Below are 15,837 nucleotides of genomic sequence, written 5' to 3'. Positions count from 1 at the left end.
CCGTTGAACGGCGGCGCCGCGTCGTTGTGGGCGGACGTCTGCACGGTCACGCCGCCCGGTCGGTATCGAGCCCGGCCGGCGGCCGGCGGCCGGGGCGGCGCCGTTTCAGGTGGATCAGCAGCAGCGAAATGGCAGCCGGCGTGACGCCCGAGATGCGGGCGGCCTGGCCGACCGTTTGCGGCCGGTGGGTCTTGAGCTTCTGGCGGACTTCGAACGACAGGCTGCGGACGTCGTCGTAGTCGAGGTCGTCGGGAATGCGCTGGTTCTCGTGGTGGGCGTGCTTTTCCACTTCTTCCTGCTGGCGGGCGATATAACCGGCGTACTTGACCTGGATCTCGACCTGTTCGGCCACGGCCGGGTCGGCCACGCCGGGGCCGGCCAGCAGTTCGCTGCCGTCGCGCCGGGCCTGCATCAGCGCGCGGTAGCCCACGTTCGGGCGCTTGAGCAGGTCGAACAGCGAATATTCGCGTTCGATGCCCTTGCCGAGCAGCTCGGCGGCCGCCTCCGCCGGATAGATGCGGGGATTCACCCAGGTCGACTTCAGCCGTTCGATCTCGGCGGCGACTGCGTCGCGCTTGCGGTTGAAGGCGTCCCAGCGGGCGTCGTCCACCAGGCCCAGGCGGCGGCCGGTTTCCGTCAGCCGCCAGTCGGCATTGTCTTCGCGCAGGCTGAGCCGGTATTCGGCGCGCGAGGTGAACATCCGGTACGGTTCGGTCACGCCGCGGGTGATGAGGTCGTCGGCCAGCACGCCCAGATAGGCCTCGTCGCGCCGCGGCGTCCACGGCGCTTCGCCCTTGACGAGCAGCGCGGCGTTGATGCCGGCCAGCAGGCCCTGGGCCGCCGCTTCTTCGTAGCCGGTGGTGCCGTTGATCTGGCCGGCGAAGAACAGGCCCGCGATGGCGCGGGTCTCGAGCGAGGCCTTCAGGCCGCGCGGGTCGAAGTAGTCATATTCGATGGCATAGCCCGGGCGCAGGATATGCGCCTGTTCCAGGCCGGGCAGCGAATGGATAAGCTCCAGTTGCACGTCGAACGGCAGGCTGGTGGATACGCCGTTCGGGTAGAACTCGTTCGTGGTCAGCCCTTCGGGTTCCAGGAAGACCTGGTGCGAGGCCTTGTCGGCGAAGCGGTGGATCTTGTCTTCGATCGACGGACAGTAGCGCGGCCCTACCCCTTCGATCACGCCGGTGTACATCGGCGAACGGTCCAGGCCCGCGCGGATGATCTCGTGCGTGCGCGCGTTGGTGTGGGTGATCCAGCACGGCATCTGGCGAGGATGCATGGCCGGGTCGCCCAGGTAGGAGAACACCGGCACCGGATCCAGGTCGCCGGGTTGCTCTTCCAGCCGGCTGAAATCGATGGTGCGGCCGTCGATGCGCGGTGGCGTGCCGGTCTTCAGGCGACCCTGGCCGAGCTTGAGTTCCTGCAGCCGCCTGCCCAGGGAGATGGCCGGCGGATCGCCCGCGCGGCCGGCGGAATAATGCTCCAGCCCGACGTGGACCAGGCCGTTCAGGAAGGTGCCGGCCGTCAGCACCACGGCACGGGCGCGGAACTGCAGCCCGATCTGCGTGACAGCGCCCACCACGCGGTCGCCTTCCAGCATCAGGTCGTCCACGGCCTGCTGGAATAGCCACAGATTGGGCTGGTTCTCCAGCCGGTGGCGAATGGCCTTGCGGTACAGCACCCGGTCGGCCTGTGCGCGGGTGGCGCGGACGGCGGGCCCCTTCGAGGCATTCAAGATGCGGAACTGGATACCGGCTTCATCGGTGGCCAGGGCCATCGCGCCGCCCAGGGCATCGACCTCCTTCACCAGGTGACCTTTGCCGATGCCTCCAATCGAAGGATTGCAGGACATCTGCCCGAGCGTTTCGATGTTGTGCGTCAGCAGCAATGTCCGGCAGCCGGCGCGCGCCGAAGCCAGCGCCGCTTCCGTGCCGGCATGGCCGCCGCCTACGACGATCACATCGAATTCGGTTGGATACAACATGGTGAGGGTCCGTCAAGAGAAACCCAGCGCTTTTCACCTATGAAAAGGACAAGCAACGGGGAGAAGATTGATTATAGGTGCCGAGCGCTGCCTGAGGCGAGCATATGGGCGGAAAAGTCGCAGAGGGCTTGCCCGATGTTCCACGTGGAACAACATCTGAGGTCGCCTGGGAGATGTTCCACGTGAAACATGGTCAGCGTATCACTGGGGAAGCAGGACAGCATCGATAACGTGGATTACTCCGTTGTCCACCTCGACATCGGGTTCAAGAATGGGCACACCTTCGACCGACCATTCGCGTTTCTCTTTTTTAACCGACAGTTCAGGTCCGGCCAGCGTCTTGATGTGATCCTTGTTCTGTCCATTCTCAATGAGCACCTTGCCCTGCACGATATGCATGGCCATCACTTTGCGAGCCCAATCCTTGTCGTATTTCAGCCCTTCCCTCACCCTTGCCGGCATCTTGGCAAAGGCCTCGTCCGACGGTGCGAATACGGTGTATGGCCCTGTTTCGTTGAGCTGCTGTTCGAGTCCGACCTCTTTCAAGGTCTCCAGAAACGAACTGAGGGTACCTGCGGACTTGGCCGTATCGATGATGGTGGCGGAGTATGCCGAGGCGGACAAAGCCACCGACAACGCCGCACCGAACAGATATCTCGATAGCGAATTCATGCGCCCTCCTGGCAGTCGACATAGCGCCCTGGCCGAAGAAACGCTATGTCTGTTCATTCTCCTATATAAGGACGACTTCATCGATAGACCGATGTTCCACGTGAAACATCAAATTACCTTGCCAAAAAACAAAGGCCCCGCGTCCGAGGGGGAACGCGGGGCCTTTCAGCCAATAGCTGAAATGCCGTCAGGCGGCAAGCCGCTGATTCAGCTTGCGCTTGACTTCGGCCAGTTCCGCCGGCAGGCCATGATGAAGCAGCTTGAACAGCTCATCGTGAAGCTCCAGCTCTGCCTTCCACGCTTCCGGATCGATTGCAGTGATCTTCTCGAACTGCTGCGCGTTGAACGACAGGCCGTCCCACGACAGATCCTGGTAGCTGGGCGTCACGCCAAACACGTGTTCCACGCCGCCGGCCTTCCCTTCGATGCGTTCGAGCATCCACTTGAGCACGCGCATGTTCTCGCCGAAGCCGGGCCAGACGAATTTGCCGTTCTCGTCGGTACGGAACCAGTTCACGCAGAAGATGCGCGGCAGCGTGGCACCTGCGGCCTGCAGCTTGGCGCCGAGTTCCAGCCAGTGGCCGAAATAGTCGCTCATGTTGTAGCCGCAGAACGGCAGCATCGCGAAAGGATCGCGGCGCACCACGCCCTGCTGGCCGACCGCGGCGGCCGTCGTCTCGGAACCCATCGTCGCCGCCATGTAGACGCCCTCGACCCAGTTCCGGGCTTCGGTTACCAGCGGTACCGTGGTGGAACGCCGGCCGCCGAACACGAAGGCGTCGATCGCCACGCCCTCGGGGTTGTCCCAGTCGGGATCGATCGCGGGGTTCTGGTCGGCCGCCACCGTGAAGCGTGAGTTCGGATGCGCCGCCTTGCGGCCGGTCTTGCCGATTTCCGGCGTCCAGTCCTTGCCCTGCCAGTCGATGCAGTGTGCCGGCGGCTCGCCCAGGCCTTCCCACCAGACGTCGCCGTCATCGGTCAGCGCCACGTTGGTGAAGATGACGTTCTTGCGTAGCGTCGCCATGCAGTTGAAGTTGGTCTTCTCGTTGGTGCCGGGCGCCACGCCGAAATAGCCGGCTTCCGGGTTGATGGCGCGTAGCCGGCCCTGGGCGTCCGGCTTGATCCAGGCGATGTCGTCGCCGATGGTGGACACTTTCCAGCCAGGCAGCGAGGCCGGCGGAATGAGCATCGCGAAATTCGTCTTGCCGCAGGCCGACGGGAACGCCGCGCCCACGTGCATTTTGCGGCCCTCGGGCGAAGTCACGCTCAGGATCAGCATGTGCTCGGCCAGCCAGCCCTCGTCCTTGCCCATCTTGGACGCGATCCGCAGCGCCAGGCACTTCTTGCCCAGCAGGGCATTGCCGCCGTAGCCGGAGCCGAACGACCAGATCTCGCGCGTTTCCGGATAGTGGACGATGTACTTGGTATCGTTGCAGGGCCAGGCCACGTCGGCCTCGCCAGCCTCCAGCGGCTTGCCTACCGAGTGCACGCACGGCACGAATTCGCCATCGGCGCCCAGCACGTCGTACACCTTGCGGCCCATGCGGGTCATGATCCGCATATTGACCACCACGTACGGGGAGTCCGACAACTCGATGCCGATGTGGGCGATGGGCGAACCCAGCGGACCCATCGAGAACGGCACGACATATAGGGTCCGACCCCTCATGCAGCCACTAAACAAGCCGTTGAGGGTATTGCGCATCTCGACCGGATCGACCCAGTTGTTGGTCGGGCCGGCGTCGGCCTGTTTTTCGGAGCAGATGAAGGTACGGTCCTCCACGCGCGCCACGTCGCTGGGATCCGACCACGCCAGGTAGGAGTTCGGCCGCTTCTCGGGGTTCAGTCGCTGCAGCGTGCCCGCTTCGACCATCTGCGCGCACAGGCGGTCGTATTCTTCCTGCGAGCCATCGCACCATTCGATGCGATCGGGCTGCGTCAGCGCGGCGATCTCGGCGACCCACGACTTGAGCTTTTCGTGACGCACCCAGGCAGGCGCGTTCAATGGCGGTAGAGATGTTCGGGGAATTGCATTCATGAAAAGTCTCCCGGCGCTGATAACGCCTGATATGTGAACTCTTTGAGCGGCAGCCGGCTCGAAATGGGCCTAATATACTCCACCGACCCATGGGGACCGCTACGACTAGCAAGGGATGGTTACAGCAGTCCCTCACCGGCCAAGCCCCTGCCGACGGCTCTCAATCCTCCAAATTCCGGACTTTTTTCCATGCGAATAACGATCCTGGACGATTACCAAGACGTCGTGCGCAAGCTCGACTGCTTCGCCTTGCTGGACGGGCATGAAGTCAAGGTCTACAACAATACGGTCAAAGGCGTAGGCCAACTGGCTGTCCGCCTGCGCGACACGGAAGCGCTGGTATTGATACGCGAACGCACCGCCGTCGGCCGCGCGTTGCTCGACAAGCTCCCCCAGTTAAGGCTCATCGCGCAAACCGGCCGCGCCGGCAACCACGTCGACATCCAGGCTTGCACCGAACGCGGCATCGCCGTCGCCCAGGGGGTCGGCTCCCCCGTCGCGCCGGCCGAGCTCACCTGGGCGCTGACCATGGCGGCCATGCGCCGCCTGCCGCAATACATCGCCAACCTCAAGCAGGGCGCCTGGCAGCAATCCGGCATGAAAGCCTCGACCATGCCGCCCAATTTCGGGCTCGGACGCACGCTGCACGGCCGTACGCTCGGCATCTATGGCTACGGCAAGATCGGCAAGCTGGTGGCCGACTACGGCCGCGCTTTCGGCATGAAAGTGGTGGTCTGGGGCAGGGAATCGACGCTGGAGCGCGCGCGCGCCGCCGGCCTGGAAACGGCGCCAAGCAAGGAAGCGCTGTTCGAGACGAGCGACGTGCTGGCGCTGCTGCTGAAATTGACGGACGAAACCCGCGGCATCGTCAGCCAGCAGGATCTGCTGCGCATGAAACCCGACGCGCTATTGGTGAATACCTCGCGCGCCGAACTGATCGAGCCTGACGCGCTGGTGCATGCGCTCAACCGTGGACGGCCCGGGATGGCCGCGATCGACGTGTTCGAATCGGAACCGATACTGCAGGGACACCCGCTGCTGCGGATGGAGAACGTTATCTGCACCCCGCATATCGGCTTCGTGGAAAGCGACAGCTATGAACTGTATTTCAGGACGGCGTTCGAGAACGTCGTCGCCTGGGCCGATGGACAGCCCAGCAATATCGTCAACCCCGAGGCGTTGACTCGAAGGAGGGGTTGAGGCTCACCGGTTGAGGCCACCCCTACGCGCTTCGCGCGCGCCTCAAGGGGCAGCACTGGCGGACCGGCGAAGCCGGATCCGCGGTGCTCTGGATAGGGTGGCGGCTGGCGCGGGTGGAATTGCGCGGGCCGCGAAGATTTCGAAGCGCTTTTTACAGCGGCTTGATGTCGGCTGCCTGGGGGCCCTTGGGGCCGTCCTTCACTTCGAATTCCACTTCCTGGCCTTCGGTCAGGCTACGGTAGCCGCGGCCCGAGATGGCGGAAAAGTGAGCGAAAACGTCCGGACCTCCGGCATCCGGCGTGATGAAGCCGTAGCCCTTGTCGGCGTTGAACCATTTGACCTTGCCCTTTTGTGCCATGTGCGGCGTCCTTTAAATATGAACAGTGCAATGGAACCAAGAACGCCGACACGAACTGATATGCGGTACTACCGGGCATCCGCAAATGGCAGACCGGACTTGCGTGCTGCTTGAATTCAACTGCGAAACGCAGCATACCCGGCCGATCTGGACGAATCAATAACATTTAGCGGGGCTACGGCAAAAGATTCGTTGCCGCATCGATACAGGGCTTCGCGCCCCCTCGCATGCCCAGGACCGGGCACCCGCAACGCCCCATCCAGTGCGGGAAAACGCTTAGCAAACGGCGCTACGAAAAGCCTGCCCGACTGCGGTGCGAGAATCACGGAAACCCGGGCTCCCGGCCCGGCCATCCGGAATCCGAACCCGCCATGTTCAACTCGAAACTGCCCGGCGTGGGCACCACCATCTTCACCACCATGAGCCGCCTGGCGGCCGAGCTGCAGGCCATCAATCTCGGCCAGGGCTACCCCGACTTCGACCCCGACCCGGTGCTGCTGCAACGGGTTGCCCGGGCGCTCGGGAACGGCCACCACCAATATGCCCCGATGGCCGGGATCGAGACGCTGCGCAGGGCCATCGCCGCCAAGACCGCCGAGTGCTACGGCGCGCGCTACGACGCGGACACCGAAGTCACCGTCACCAGCGGCGCGACCCAGGCCCTGATGACCGCGGTGCTGGCGGCCGTGGGCCCGGGCGACGAGGCAATCGTGCTCGAGCCTGTCTACGACTCCTACGTGCCGGCGATCCGGCTGGCCGGCGGCATCCCCGTCGCGGTGCCGCTGCGGCCGCCGCGGGCCGGCGACCCGCGCTACCGTCCCGACTGGGGCCGCGTGCGCGCCGCCATCACGCCCCATACGCGGCTGCTGATGATCAACTTCCCTCACAACCCTACCGGCACCGTGCTGCAGGACGACGACCTCGACGAACTCGAACGCATCGTCGAGCAGACCGGCATCCTGCTGGTGTCCGACGAAGTCTACGAGCACATGGTCTATGACGGCGTCCGCCATGCGTCCGTCGCGCGGCGGCCCGCGCTGGCGGCCCGGGCTTTTCTGGTTTCGTCGTTCGGCAAGACCTACCATGCCACCGGATGGAAGATCGGCTACTGCTGCGCGCCGGCGGCGCTGACCGCGGAGTTCCGGAAGATCCACCAGTTCATGGTGTTCTCGGTGTCGACGCCGATGCAGCACGCGCTGGCCGAACACCTGGCCGACCCGGCGCCCTATCTGCAACTGCCCGCCTTCTATGCCGCCAAGCGGGATCGCCTGGCCGCCGGCCTGCGGCGAAGCCGCTTCCGGCCGCTGCCCTGCCCGGGCACCTATTTCATGCTGGCCGACTACAGCGCCATCTCGGACCTGCCCGAAATCGATTTCGTCCGGTGGCTGGCGGTCGAGCACCGCGTGGCGGCCATCCCTGTAGCGGCCTTCCATGGAGATCCGGACGCGCCGGCGTCCAACCGGCAATTGGTCCGGTTCTGCTTCGCCAAGCGCGACGAAACGCTGGACGATGCGCTGGAGCGAATGCGGGCCGTCTAGGCATTCGCGCAGGCCTGGATCGTGGACGGCAGCTTCGGCTGCCGTTTTTTCATGGTGGCGATGCGGCGATCTGCGGTCGCCTCGTAGCAAAGGTTGTTCTATCTCCTGTCATCTATGCTGATAGTGATAGCTAATAGGTGCCTGTGGATAACTTTTCAGAACCATAAAATTCTTTTATCTTCAAGCACTTGAAGCCGAAATTCCGGTGTGGATAACTTGCGTGTAGCGGAGTACGCGTTTCTGGACAACTTTCGCGACTTCCGCCGATAGCCGAGTTGTCCAGAAACCCTGAACAGCTTTTGCACATCCACTCTTGCTAGAGCTTATCCACAGGCTCGGCCCGCGCGGACGGCAATGAACTGCCTGATCTGTGTCAAGCCGCCACGCGCGCCTCCGTTTACGCTCATATCGAGACGAAAGGCGGCGGATGCCGGCGGCGCGGGGTCGCGGGCCCGGCCGCGGGGGCTGCACATGGGCAAGCGCATCGCAGTGATCGTGGGTCACCCGGATCCCGACGACAATCGTTACGGCCGCGTCCTGGCGCGGACATACGCCGAGGCGGCGCGGCGGGCCGGCCACGAGGCGAGGGAAATCGACGTCGGCCGGCTGGACTTTCCGCTGCTGCGCACCCGCGCAGAATGGAACGCGCCCGGCGCCCTGCCCGATTCGCTGCGCGCCGCGCAGCAGGACATCGGCTGGGCCGACCACCTGGCGATCTTCTTCCCGCTCTGGATGGGCACGGTACCGGCGCTGCTCAAGGGCTTCTTCGAGCAGGTGCTGCGGCCCGGCTTCGCGATCGCGGCCACCGACGACGATGCCCGCTACCACCGGCTGCTGGCCGGCAAATCGGCCCGGGTAGTCGTGACGATGGGCATGGCTGCGCCGATCTACCGCTGGTATTTCGGCGCCGGCGGGGTGCGCGGGCTGGAACGCAACATCCTGGCGTTCTGCGGCATCGCGCCGATCCGGACCACGATGATCGGCATGATCGCGAACCGCAATGACTCGGCCCGCAAACGCGCGCTCGACCGGATCCGGCGCTACGGCACAGAGGGGCGCTGAGCCGGCCGCGTCTATGTCTATGCTGGCGAACCGTGTACCATCCACATAAAAATCCGCAGCCCGAACTGCGTAGCTTCAAGGTTTCCGGGGGGAAACCGGCCCTCGGTCGGCCCGCCGGGCGGCATGCGGCGCCACGCCGCCTGCCGGAACTAGCTGGACGAAACGCAAGGAGACCCCCTTCATGAAGTCGACCCACACCCGCCCCGGCATCGATGCCCGCCGCCGTACCCTTCTGACCGCATCGCTGGCCGGCGCCGCCGCGTCGCTGGCCGGGATGCCGGCATTCGCGCAGCAGAAGTTCATCAATATCCTGACCGGCGGGCAGAGCGGCGTGTACTACCCACTGGGCGTGGCGCTGGGCCAGATCTATTCGAAGGCGATTCCCGGCGTGCGCACCAGCGTGCAGGCCACCAAGGCATCGGCCGAGAACCTGAACCTGCTGCAATCGGGCCGCGGCGAAATCGCCTTCACGCTGGCCGATTCGCTGTCCGATGCCTGGAACGGCTCGGAAGAAGCCGGGTTCAAGAACCCGCTCAAGAAGCTGCGGGTCATCGCCGGCATCTATCCCAATTACATCCAGATCGTCGCCAGCGAAGAATCCGGCATCAAGACGCTGGCCGACCTGAAAGGCAAGCGGATTTCGGTGGGCGCCCCGCGCTCCGGCACCGAACTCAACGCCCGCGCGGTGGTGCGCGCCGCGGGCCTGACCTACAAGGATTTCAGCAAGGTCGAATACCTGCCATTCGGCGAGTCCGTGGAATTGATGAAGAACCGCCAGCTCGACGTCACGCTGCAATCGGCGGGCCTGGGCGTCGCGTCGATCCGCGACCTGGCCACCAGCCTCAAGATCGTCGTCGTGGCGGTCCCGGCCGATGTCGTGGCCAAGATCGGCGATGCGGCTTACCAGCCCACCACCATCCCCGCCAATACCTACCCGGGCCAGACCGCCGACGTACCCGGGATCGCGATCAAGAACTTCCTGGTCACGCATGACGGCGTGTCCGACGACATCGCCTATGCGATGACCAAAGGCCTGTTCGAGCACCTCGACCAGATGGTCGCCGCGCATTCCGCGGCCAAGGCCATCAAACGCGAGGAGGCGACCAGCGGCAGCGCCGTGCCGCTGCATCCAGGCGCGCAGAAGTACTACAAAGAAGTCGGCCTGCTGAAGTAACGCGTCCGGATCGCCAGACACCATGAACGATACCGCCGCCACCGCCCGCCCGGCCGCGCCGGGCGAGCCGGAACCCACCGCGCTCACCGGCGCGCTGTTCTTCATCGCCATCGCGTTCTCCACCTTCCAGATCGTCACGGCGGCGTTCAGCCCGCTGTCGAGCACGGTCGTGCGGGCGGTGCACGTCGGGTTCCTGCTGCTGATGGTCTTCGTCCTCCACCCGCCGTTGCGGCGTGCCTGGCTGGGCTGGGTCGTCGGCGCGGTGGCGTTCGCCACCGGCCTGTACCAGTGGTACTTCGAAGGCGACCTCATCCAGCGGGCGGGGGAAGTCACCCAGCTCGACATGGTGGTCGGCGTGGTGCTGGTGGTGCTGGTGTTCGACGCCACGCGCCGCGCAATGGGCATCGCGCTGCCCATCGTGTGCGCGCTGTTCCTGGCCTATGCGCTGTTCGGCCAGTACCTGCCTGGCGAGCTGGCGCATCGCGGCTACGGGTTCGACCAGGTGGTCGGCCAGCTCGGTTTCGGCACCGAGGGCATCTATGGCACGCCGATCTACGTGTCCTCGTCGTACATCTTCCTGTTCATCCTGTTCGGCGCCTTCCTCGAGCACGCCGGCATGATCCAGCTTTTCACCGACTTCGCGCTGGGCCTGTTCGGGCACCGGCGCGGCGGGCCGGCCAAGGTGGCGGTGTTCTCGTCGGGGCTGATGGGGACCATCAACGGCTCGGGCGTGGCCAACGTCGTCACCACCGGCCAGTTCACGATTCCGCTGATGAAGCGCTTCGGCTACGAGGCCAGCTTCGCTGGCGGGGTGGAAGCCACGGCCAGCATGGGCGGGCAGATCATGCCGCCGGTGATGGGCGCGGTCGCCTTCATCATGGCCGAAACCATCAACGTGCCGTACGTGGAGATCTGCAAGGCGGCGCTGATACCGGCCATTCTCTACTTCTTCACTGCCTACGTGATGGTGCACCTGGAGGCGGGCCGGTCCGGGCTGCACGGCATGGCCAAGGAAGACTGCCCCAATCCGTGGCGCGCCGTGCGCGAACGCTGGTACCTGCTGCTGCCGCTGATCGCGCTGGTGTGGCTGCTGTTCTCGGGCTACACGCCGCTGTTTTCGGGCACGGTCGGCCTGGCGCTGACGGTCGTGCTGATATTCGGCGCGGGCGTGGCGCTGCGCTTCAACGCGTTCGGCTGGCGCGTCGTGTTCTGGATCGTGATCGCGCTGGCGTGCTCGGCCTTTCTCAAGTTCGGCATCGGCGCCGTGGTGGCGCTGATCGCGGTGCTGGGCGTCATCCTCTACCTGCGCGACGGCGGCAGAGCCATCCTGCGCACCGCGCTGATGGCGCTGGCCGACGGCGCGCGGCATGCGCTGCCGGTGGGCATCGCCTGCGCGCTGGTGGGCGTGATCATCGGCACGCTCACGCTTACCGGCGCGGCCACCACGTTCGCGGGCTACATCATCAGCATCGGCGAGAACAGCCTGCTGCTCAGCCTGATACTGACCATGCTGGTGTGCCTGGTGCTGGGCATGGGGATCCCGACCATCCCGAACTACATCATCACCAGCTCGCTGGCGGCGCCGGCCTTGCTCGCCCTGGGCGTGCCGCTGATCGTTTCGCACATGTTCGTCTTCTACTTCGGCATCATGGCCGACCTGACCCCGCCGGTGGCGCTGGCCGCGTTCGCGGCGTCGCCGATCGCCCGCGCCTCGGGCATGAAGATCGGCGTGCAGGCGATGCGGATCGCGATCGCAGGCTTCCTGATCCCGTACATGGCGGTGTACAGCCCGGCCCTGATGCTGGAGGCGGGCACGCTGGCCGACACGGCCTACGTGGTCGTCAAGGCGATCGTCGCGGTGATCCTGTGGGGCGGCACGGCCATCGGCTACTGGCGCGGGCCGCTGAACCTGTTCGAGCGGGCCTGGGCCTTCGTGGCCGCGTGCCTGCTGGTGGCCGCCGTGCCGCTGACCGATGGCGTGGGTTTCGCGATGGCGCTGATGCTGGCGGTCTGGCACCACTACCGCACACGCAAGCCCGCCGCGGCCGCCGGCGCCGTTTCCGCGTGAAGATGAGCCCACCCCTGCGCGCACGGTGGAGCGACTGACATGCTGGTTGCCGCGCTGTGCCTGGCGGCGGGCGGCTTCCACGTCGCGCTGCCGGGCGATACGTTCACGCTGTCTTGGCGCCATTCGATCGAAAAGATCGAGTGGCGCGAGTCGTATCGCGTTGCCGGCAATCGTCTGCTGATTACCGATGCCGCCGTCCTGGGCTCGGGCGCCGGCATGGATCCGCCGCCCGATGCCCGGTTCGAGGGCGGGGCCTGGCACTATCGGCCCGCGCAGCCCTGGCGGGATTCCCTCACGCTGTCGCGATCCGAATTCGCCGGCGACTACCAGCTTTGCATAGGCGGCCGCTGCGCGCCGCTCGAAACGTGGATGGCGGGCGCGCAGCGCGACATTCCCGCGGTGGTGACCGCATGCCGCGCTTCCCCTCCCTGAGATACATGCCGCCTTGACGGGCGCCGGAGCATGAACCATGGAACAGCACGTCGGCCACGACCATCATCATGACCATGGGTCGCACGCCCACTCTTCCGGCCACGTCCACGGCGCTCCGGCCGGCGCTGGGGCGCCGCCGGCCCCAGGCACGATCTACACCTGCCCCATGCATCCCGAGATCCGGCAGGACCATTCCGGCAATTGCCCCAAGTGCGGCATGGCGCTGGAGCCGCTGCTGCCGGCGGCGGACGACGACGACAACCCCGAACTGCGCGACTTCTCCCGCCGCTTCTGGTGGACGCTGCCGCTGTCGCTCGCGGTGCTGGTGCTGGCGATGGCCGGCCATCGGCTGCACTGGATGGACATGCGGGTACAGAGCTGGGTCGAGCTGGCGCTGTCGCTGCCGGTGGTGTTGTGGGCCGGGCTGCCGTTCTTCCGGCGCGCGTGGGAGTCGGTGGTCCATCGCAGCCCGAACATGTGGACGCTGATCGGGCTGGGCACCGGCGCCGCCTTCGTCTACAGCGTGGCGGCCACCGTGGCGCCCGGCATGTTTCCCGATTCCTTCGTTTCGATGGGGCGGGTGGGCGTCTATTTCGAGGCCGCCGCGGTCATCATCTCGCTCACGCTGCTGGGCCAGCTGCTGGAATTGAAGGCGCGTTCGCAGACCTCGGCCGCCATCCGCTCGCTGCTGGGCCTGGCGCCCAAGACCGCGCGCCGGGTGCGCGAGAACGGCGCGGAGGAAGACATCCCGCTGGCCCACGTGCACGTGGGCGACCGGCTGCGCGTGCGCCCGGGTGAAAAGATCCCGGTCGACGGCGTGGTGCTCGAAGGCGGCAGCGCCGTCGACGAATCGATGCTGACCGGCGAGCCGGTGCCGGTGGAAAAGCGTTCCGGCGATCGCCTGATCGGCGCCACGCTCAACACCAGCGGCGCGCTGCTGATGCGATCCGAGCGCGTGGGATCGGACACCGTGCTGGCGCAGATCGTGCAGATGGTGGCGCAGGCCCAGCGCTCGCGGGCGCCGCTGCAGCGCATGGCCGACACCGTGGCCGGCTGGTTCGTGATGGCGGTGATCGCGGCCGCCGTGCTGGCCTTGCTGGCATGGGGCCTGTTCGGCCCCCAGCCCAGCTGGGTCTACGGGCTGATCAATGCCGTGTCGGTGCTGATCATCGCGTGCCCGTGCGCGCTGGGGCTGGCCACGCCGATGTCGATCATGGTGGCCACCGGCCGCGGCGCCACCCAGGGCGTGCTGTTCCGCGACGCGGCCGCCATCGAGAACCTGCGGCGCGTCGACACCGTGGTGGTCGACAAGACCGGCACCCTGACCGAAGGCCGGCCCGCGTTCGATCGCGCCGTGCCGGCCGAGGGCTTCGGCGCCGACGAGGTGCTGCGGCTGGCGGCCAGCCTGGACCAGGGCAGCGAACATCCGCTGGCCGATGCGATCGTGAAGGCGGCGCGCGACCGCGGGCTGGCGCTGGAGGCGGCGGACGATTTCGAATCGGCCACCGGCATCGGCGTGCGCGGCACGGTCGGCGGGCGGCGGCTGGCGCTGGGCAACACCGTGCTGCTGGAGCAGGAGGGCGCCAAGGCGGATCCGCTGTTGCCGCAGGCCGAGCCGTTGCGGGCCGAAGGCGCCAGCGTGGTCTACCTGGCCGTGGACGGCCGCCTGGCGGGGCTGCTGGCCGTGACCGACCCGGTCAAGGCCGGCACCGAAGAGGCGTTGCGGGCACTGCATGCGGCCGGCCTGCGCATCGTGATGGCGACCGGCGACGGCCTGACCACCGCCAAGGCGGTGGCCGCGAGGCTGGGCATCGACGAGGTGCACGGCGAAGTCCGCCCGGCCGACAAGCTGGCGCTGGTCGAGCGCCTGCAGGGCGAGGGCCGCGTGGTGGCGATGGCCGGCGACGGCATCAACGACGCGCCCGCGCTGGCCCGCGCCGACATCGGCATTGCGATGGGCACCGGCACCGACGTGGCGATGAACAGCGCGCAGGTCACGCTGGTCAAGGGCGACCTGCGCGGCATCGCCGTGGCCCGCGCGCTGTCGCAGGCGGCGGTCGGCAACATGCGGCAGAACCTGATGTTCGCGCTGGTCTACAACGCGCTGGGGGTGCCGCTGGCGGCAGGCGTGCTGTATCCGTTCACCGGATTGCTGCTGTCGCCGATGATCGCGGCGCTGGCGATGAGCCTGAGTTCGGTGTCGGTGGTGGGCAATGCGCTGCGGCTGCGCAGGCAGGCGTTGCTGCCCTGATCGTTTTCCCCGGGGAGTTTCCTCACGCTTCGTGAACTTAAATGGTTTGTTGCCCTGCGCGCTACTCGCTGTCGGGTACCGGCGCGCCGGGCCGCCCGGCCGTCCACTGTTCGATCGATTGCTCCGTATCGCGGCCCTCGCGCCTGAGCCAGTCCCAGAAGCTTTCCATGACCGCGTTGGTACGGGGCGTGTTGGCGAAGTATTGCCGCTGCCGCGCGGCAAGCAGGCCGAACGGCGTGCACAGGCGGCCGGCGATGATGTCGTCGATGGCCAGGAACAGCGGGACCAGCACCACCCCGAGCCCGCCGACGGCAGCCTGCAGCGCGAAGAACATCTGTTCGAACTTCAGCGAACTGCGCGGCCGCAGCCTTGGCAGCCCGACCGCGGCCAGCCAGTCCGGCCACGAATAGGGCTCGGTGGCGTAGCTCAGCAGCGCGTGATGGGCCAGCCCGGCCGGTTCGGTCAAGCCATTGGTCTCGACCAGGTCGACATGGCAAACCGGCACGATCAGCTCGGTCATGAACGGGCGCGATACGCAGCCCGACAGCGGCTCGTGGGCGCCTGCGATGGCGATGTCGTACTTGCCCTCGTCGAAATTCACCGGCGCCAGCGAGGTCGTCAGCAATACTTCGACGTCCGGCCGCTTGAGCTGGAAGCCCGGCAGCCGCGGGATCAGCCAGCGCATGGCGAAGGTGGGCGGGGCGTTGACGCGCAGCACGGCCGGCGCGGCGCGGTCTTTCAGCTGCATCGATACCAGCGCCAGCTGGTTCAGCATCGGCGTGAGCTCGGCCAGGTATTCGCGGCCGGCGTCGGTCAGCGCCAGTTGCGCCGCGGTGCGGCGGAACAGCGGCACGCCCAGCCAGGCCTCGAGCGACGCCACCTGGCGGCTGACGGCGCCGTGGGTCACGCCCAGTTCGGCCGCCGCCTTGGTGAAGCTGACGTGGCGGCCGGCCGCCTCGAAGGCGCGCAGGGCGTTCAATGGAGGGAGTTTTCTCGCCATGGGAAACGGTGGTGTGGCCCGGTAAGAACAATGTAAGTCAAGGCTCTCGTGAGATTCTCT

The 15,837-nt window shown here is 66.4% G+C and carries 12 protein-coding genes; 7 read left to right on the top strand and 5 right to left on the bottom strand.

Annotated elements, in window-relative coordinates; genetic code table 11:
- Positions 1-46: 46 nt before the first annotated feature.
- The 3 genes from mnmG to ABD927_RS12400 all read right to left on the bottom strand — a co-directional run bounded on the left by mnmG (position 47) and on the right by ABD927_RS12400 (position 4,694).
- A complete protein-coding gene (mnmG, locus tag ABD927_RS12410) occupies positions 47-1,984 on the bottom strand; it encodes a tRNA uridine-5-carboxymethylaminomethyl(34) synthesis enzyme MnmG (protein WP_345249801.1) in 1,938 nt (645 codons plus the stop codon).
- Between the two features lie 201 nt (positions 1,985-2,185).
- Complete coding sequence (locus ABD927_RS12405) at positions 2,186-2,656, bottom strand: fasciclin domain-containing protein (RefSeq protein ID WP_345249799.1); 471 nt, start codon at positions 2,654-2,656, stop codon at positions 2,186-2,188.
- 187 nt (positions 2,657-2,843) lie between these two features.
- The gene (locus ABD927_RS12400) at positions 2,844-4,694 is read right to left on the bottom strand and encodes a phosphoenolpyruvate carboxykinase (GTP) (protein ID WP_345249797.1); all 1,851 of its coding nucleotides are present in this window, start codon (positions 4,692-4,694) and stop codon (positions 2,844-2,846) included.
- Positions 4,695-4,883: 189 nt separating this feature from the next.
- Here ABD927_RS12400 and ABD927_RS12395 point away from each other — a divergent pair, with 189 nt between their 5' ends.
- Entirely contained in the window at positions 4,884-5,894 is a 1,011-nt protein-coding gene (locus ABD927_RS12395; protein ID WP_345249795.1) for a D-2-hydroxyacid dehydrogenase family protein, read from the top strand.
- Positions 5,895-6,045: 151 nt separating this feature from the next.
- Here ABD927_RS12395 and ABD927_RS12390 read toward each other — a convergent pair whose 3' ends face one another.
- Positions 6,046-6,252 (bottom strand): cold-shock protein, encoded by a 207-nt coding sequence (locus ABD927_RS12390; protein WP_345249793.1) that lies wholly within the window; start codon positions 6,250-6,252, stop codon positions 6,046-6,048.
- A 371-nt stretch (positions 6,253-6,623) separates the two neighbouring features.
- Here ABD927_RS12390 and ABD927_RS12385 point away from each other — a divergent pair, with 371 nt between their 5' ends.
- The 6 genes from ABD927_RS12385 to ABD927_RS12360 all read left to right on the top strand — a co-directional run bounded on the left by ABD927_RS12385 (position 6,624) and on the right by ABD927_RS12360 (position 14,777).
- Positions 6,624-7,790 (top strand): methionine aminotransferase, encoded by a 1,167-nt coding sequence (locus tag ABD927_RS12385; RefSeq protein ID WP_345249791.1) that lies wholly within the window; start codon positions 6,624-6,626, stop codon positions 7,788-7,790.
- A 471-nt stretch (positions 7,791-8,261) separates the two neighbouring features.
- A complete protein-coding gene (locus tag ABD927_RS12380; protein WP_345249789.1) occupies positions 8,262-8,852 on the top strand; it encodes an NAD(P)H-dependent oxidoreductase in 591 nt (196 codons plus the stop codon).
- A gap of 181 nt (positions 8,853-9,033) precedes the next feature.
- The gene (locus tag ABD927_RS12375; protein ID WP_345249787.1) at positions 9,034-10,026 is read left to right on the top strand and encodes a TAXI family TRAP transporter solute-binding subunit; all 993 of its coding nucleotides are present in this window, start codon (positions 9,034-9,036) and stop codon (positions 10,024-10,026) included.
- Positions 10,027-10,048: 22 nt separating this feature from the next.
- A complete protein-coding gene (locus ABD927_RS12370) occupies positions 10,049-12,094 on the top strand; it encodes a TRAP transporter permease (protein ID WP_345249785.1) in 2,046 nt (681 codons plus the stop codon).
- Positions 12,095-12,133: 39 nt separating this feature from the next.
- Complete coding sequence (locus ABD927_RS12365) at positions 12,134-12,526, top strand: DUF1850 domain-containing protein (protein ID WP_345249783.1); 393 nt, start codon at positions 12,134-12,136, stop codon at positions 12,524-12,526.
- A 37-nt stretch (positions 12,527-12,563) separates the two neighbouring features.
- Complete coding sequence (locus ABD927_RS12360) at positions 12,564-14,777, top strand: copper-transporting P-type ATPase (protein ID WP_345249781.1); 2,214 nt, start codon at positions 12,564-12,566, stop codon at positions 14,775-14,777.
- Between the two features lie 61 nt (positions 14,778-14,838).
- Here ABD927_RS12360 and ABD927_RS12355 read toward each other — a convergent pair whose 3' ends face one another.
- Positions 14,839-15,756: a LysR substrate-binding domain-containing protein gene (locus ABD927_RS12355; protein WP_345249779.1), complete on the bottom strand. Its 918-nt coding sequence runs from the start codon at positions 15,754-15,756 to the stop codon at positions 14,839-14,841.
- Positions 15,757-15,837 lie beyond the last annotated feature (81 nt).

Origin of the sequence: Pigmentiphaga soli, from assembly GCF_039541095.1 — a bacterium.
GTDB classification, from domain to species: domain Bacteria; phylum Pseudomonadota; class Gammaproteobacteria; order Burkholderiales; family Burkholderiaceae_B; genus Pigmentiphaga; species Pigmentiphaga soli.
Note: the sequence above shows the minus strand (reverse complement) of the source record. Positions and strands in the feature narration are given on the sequence as shown.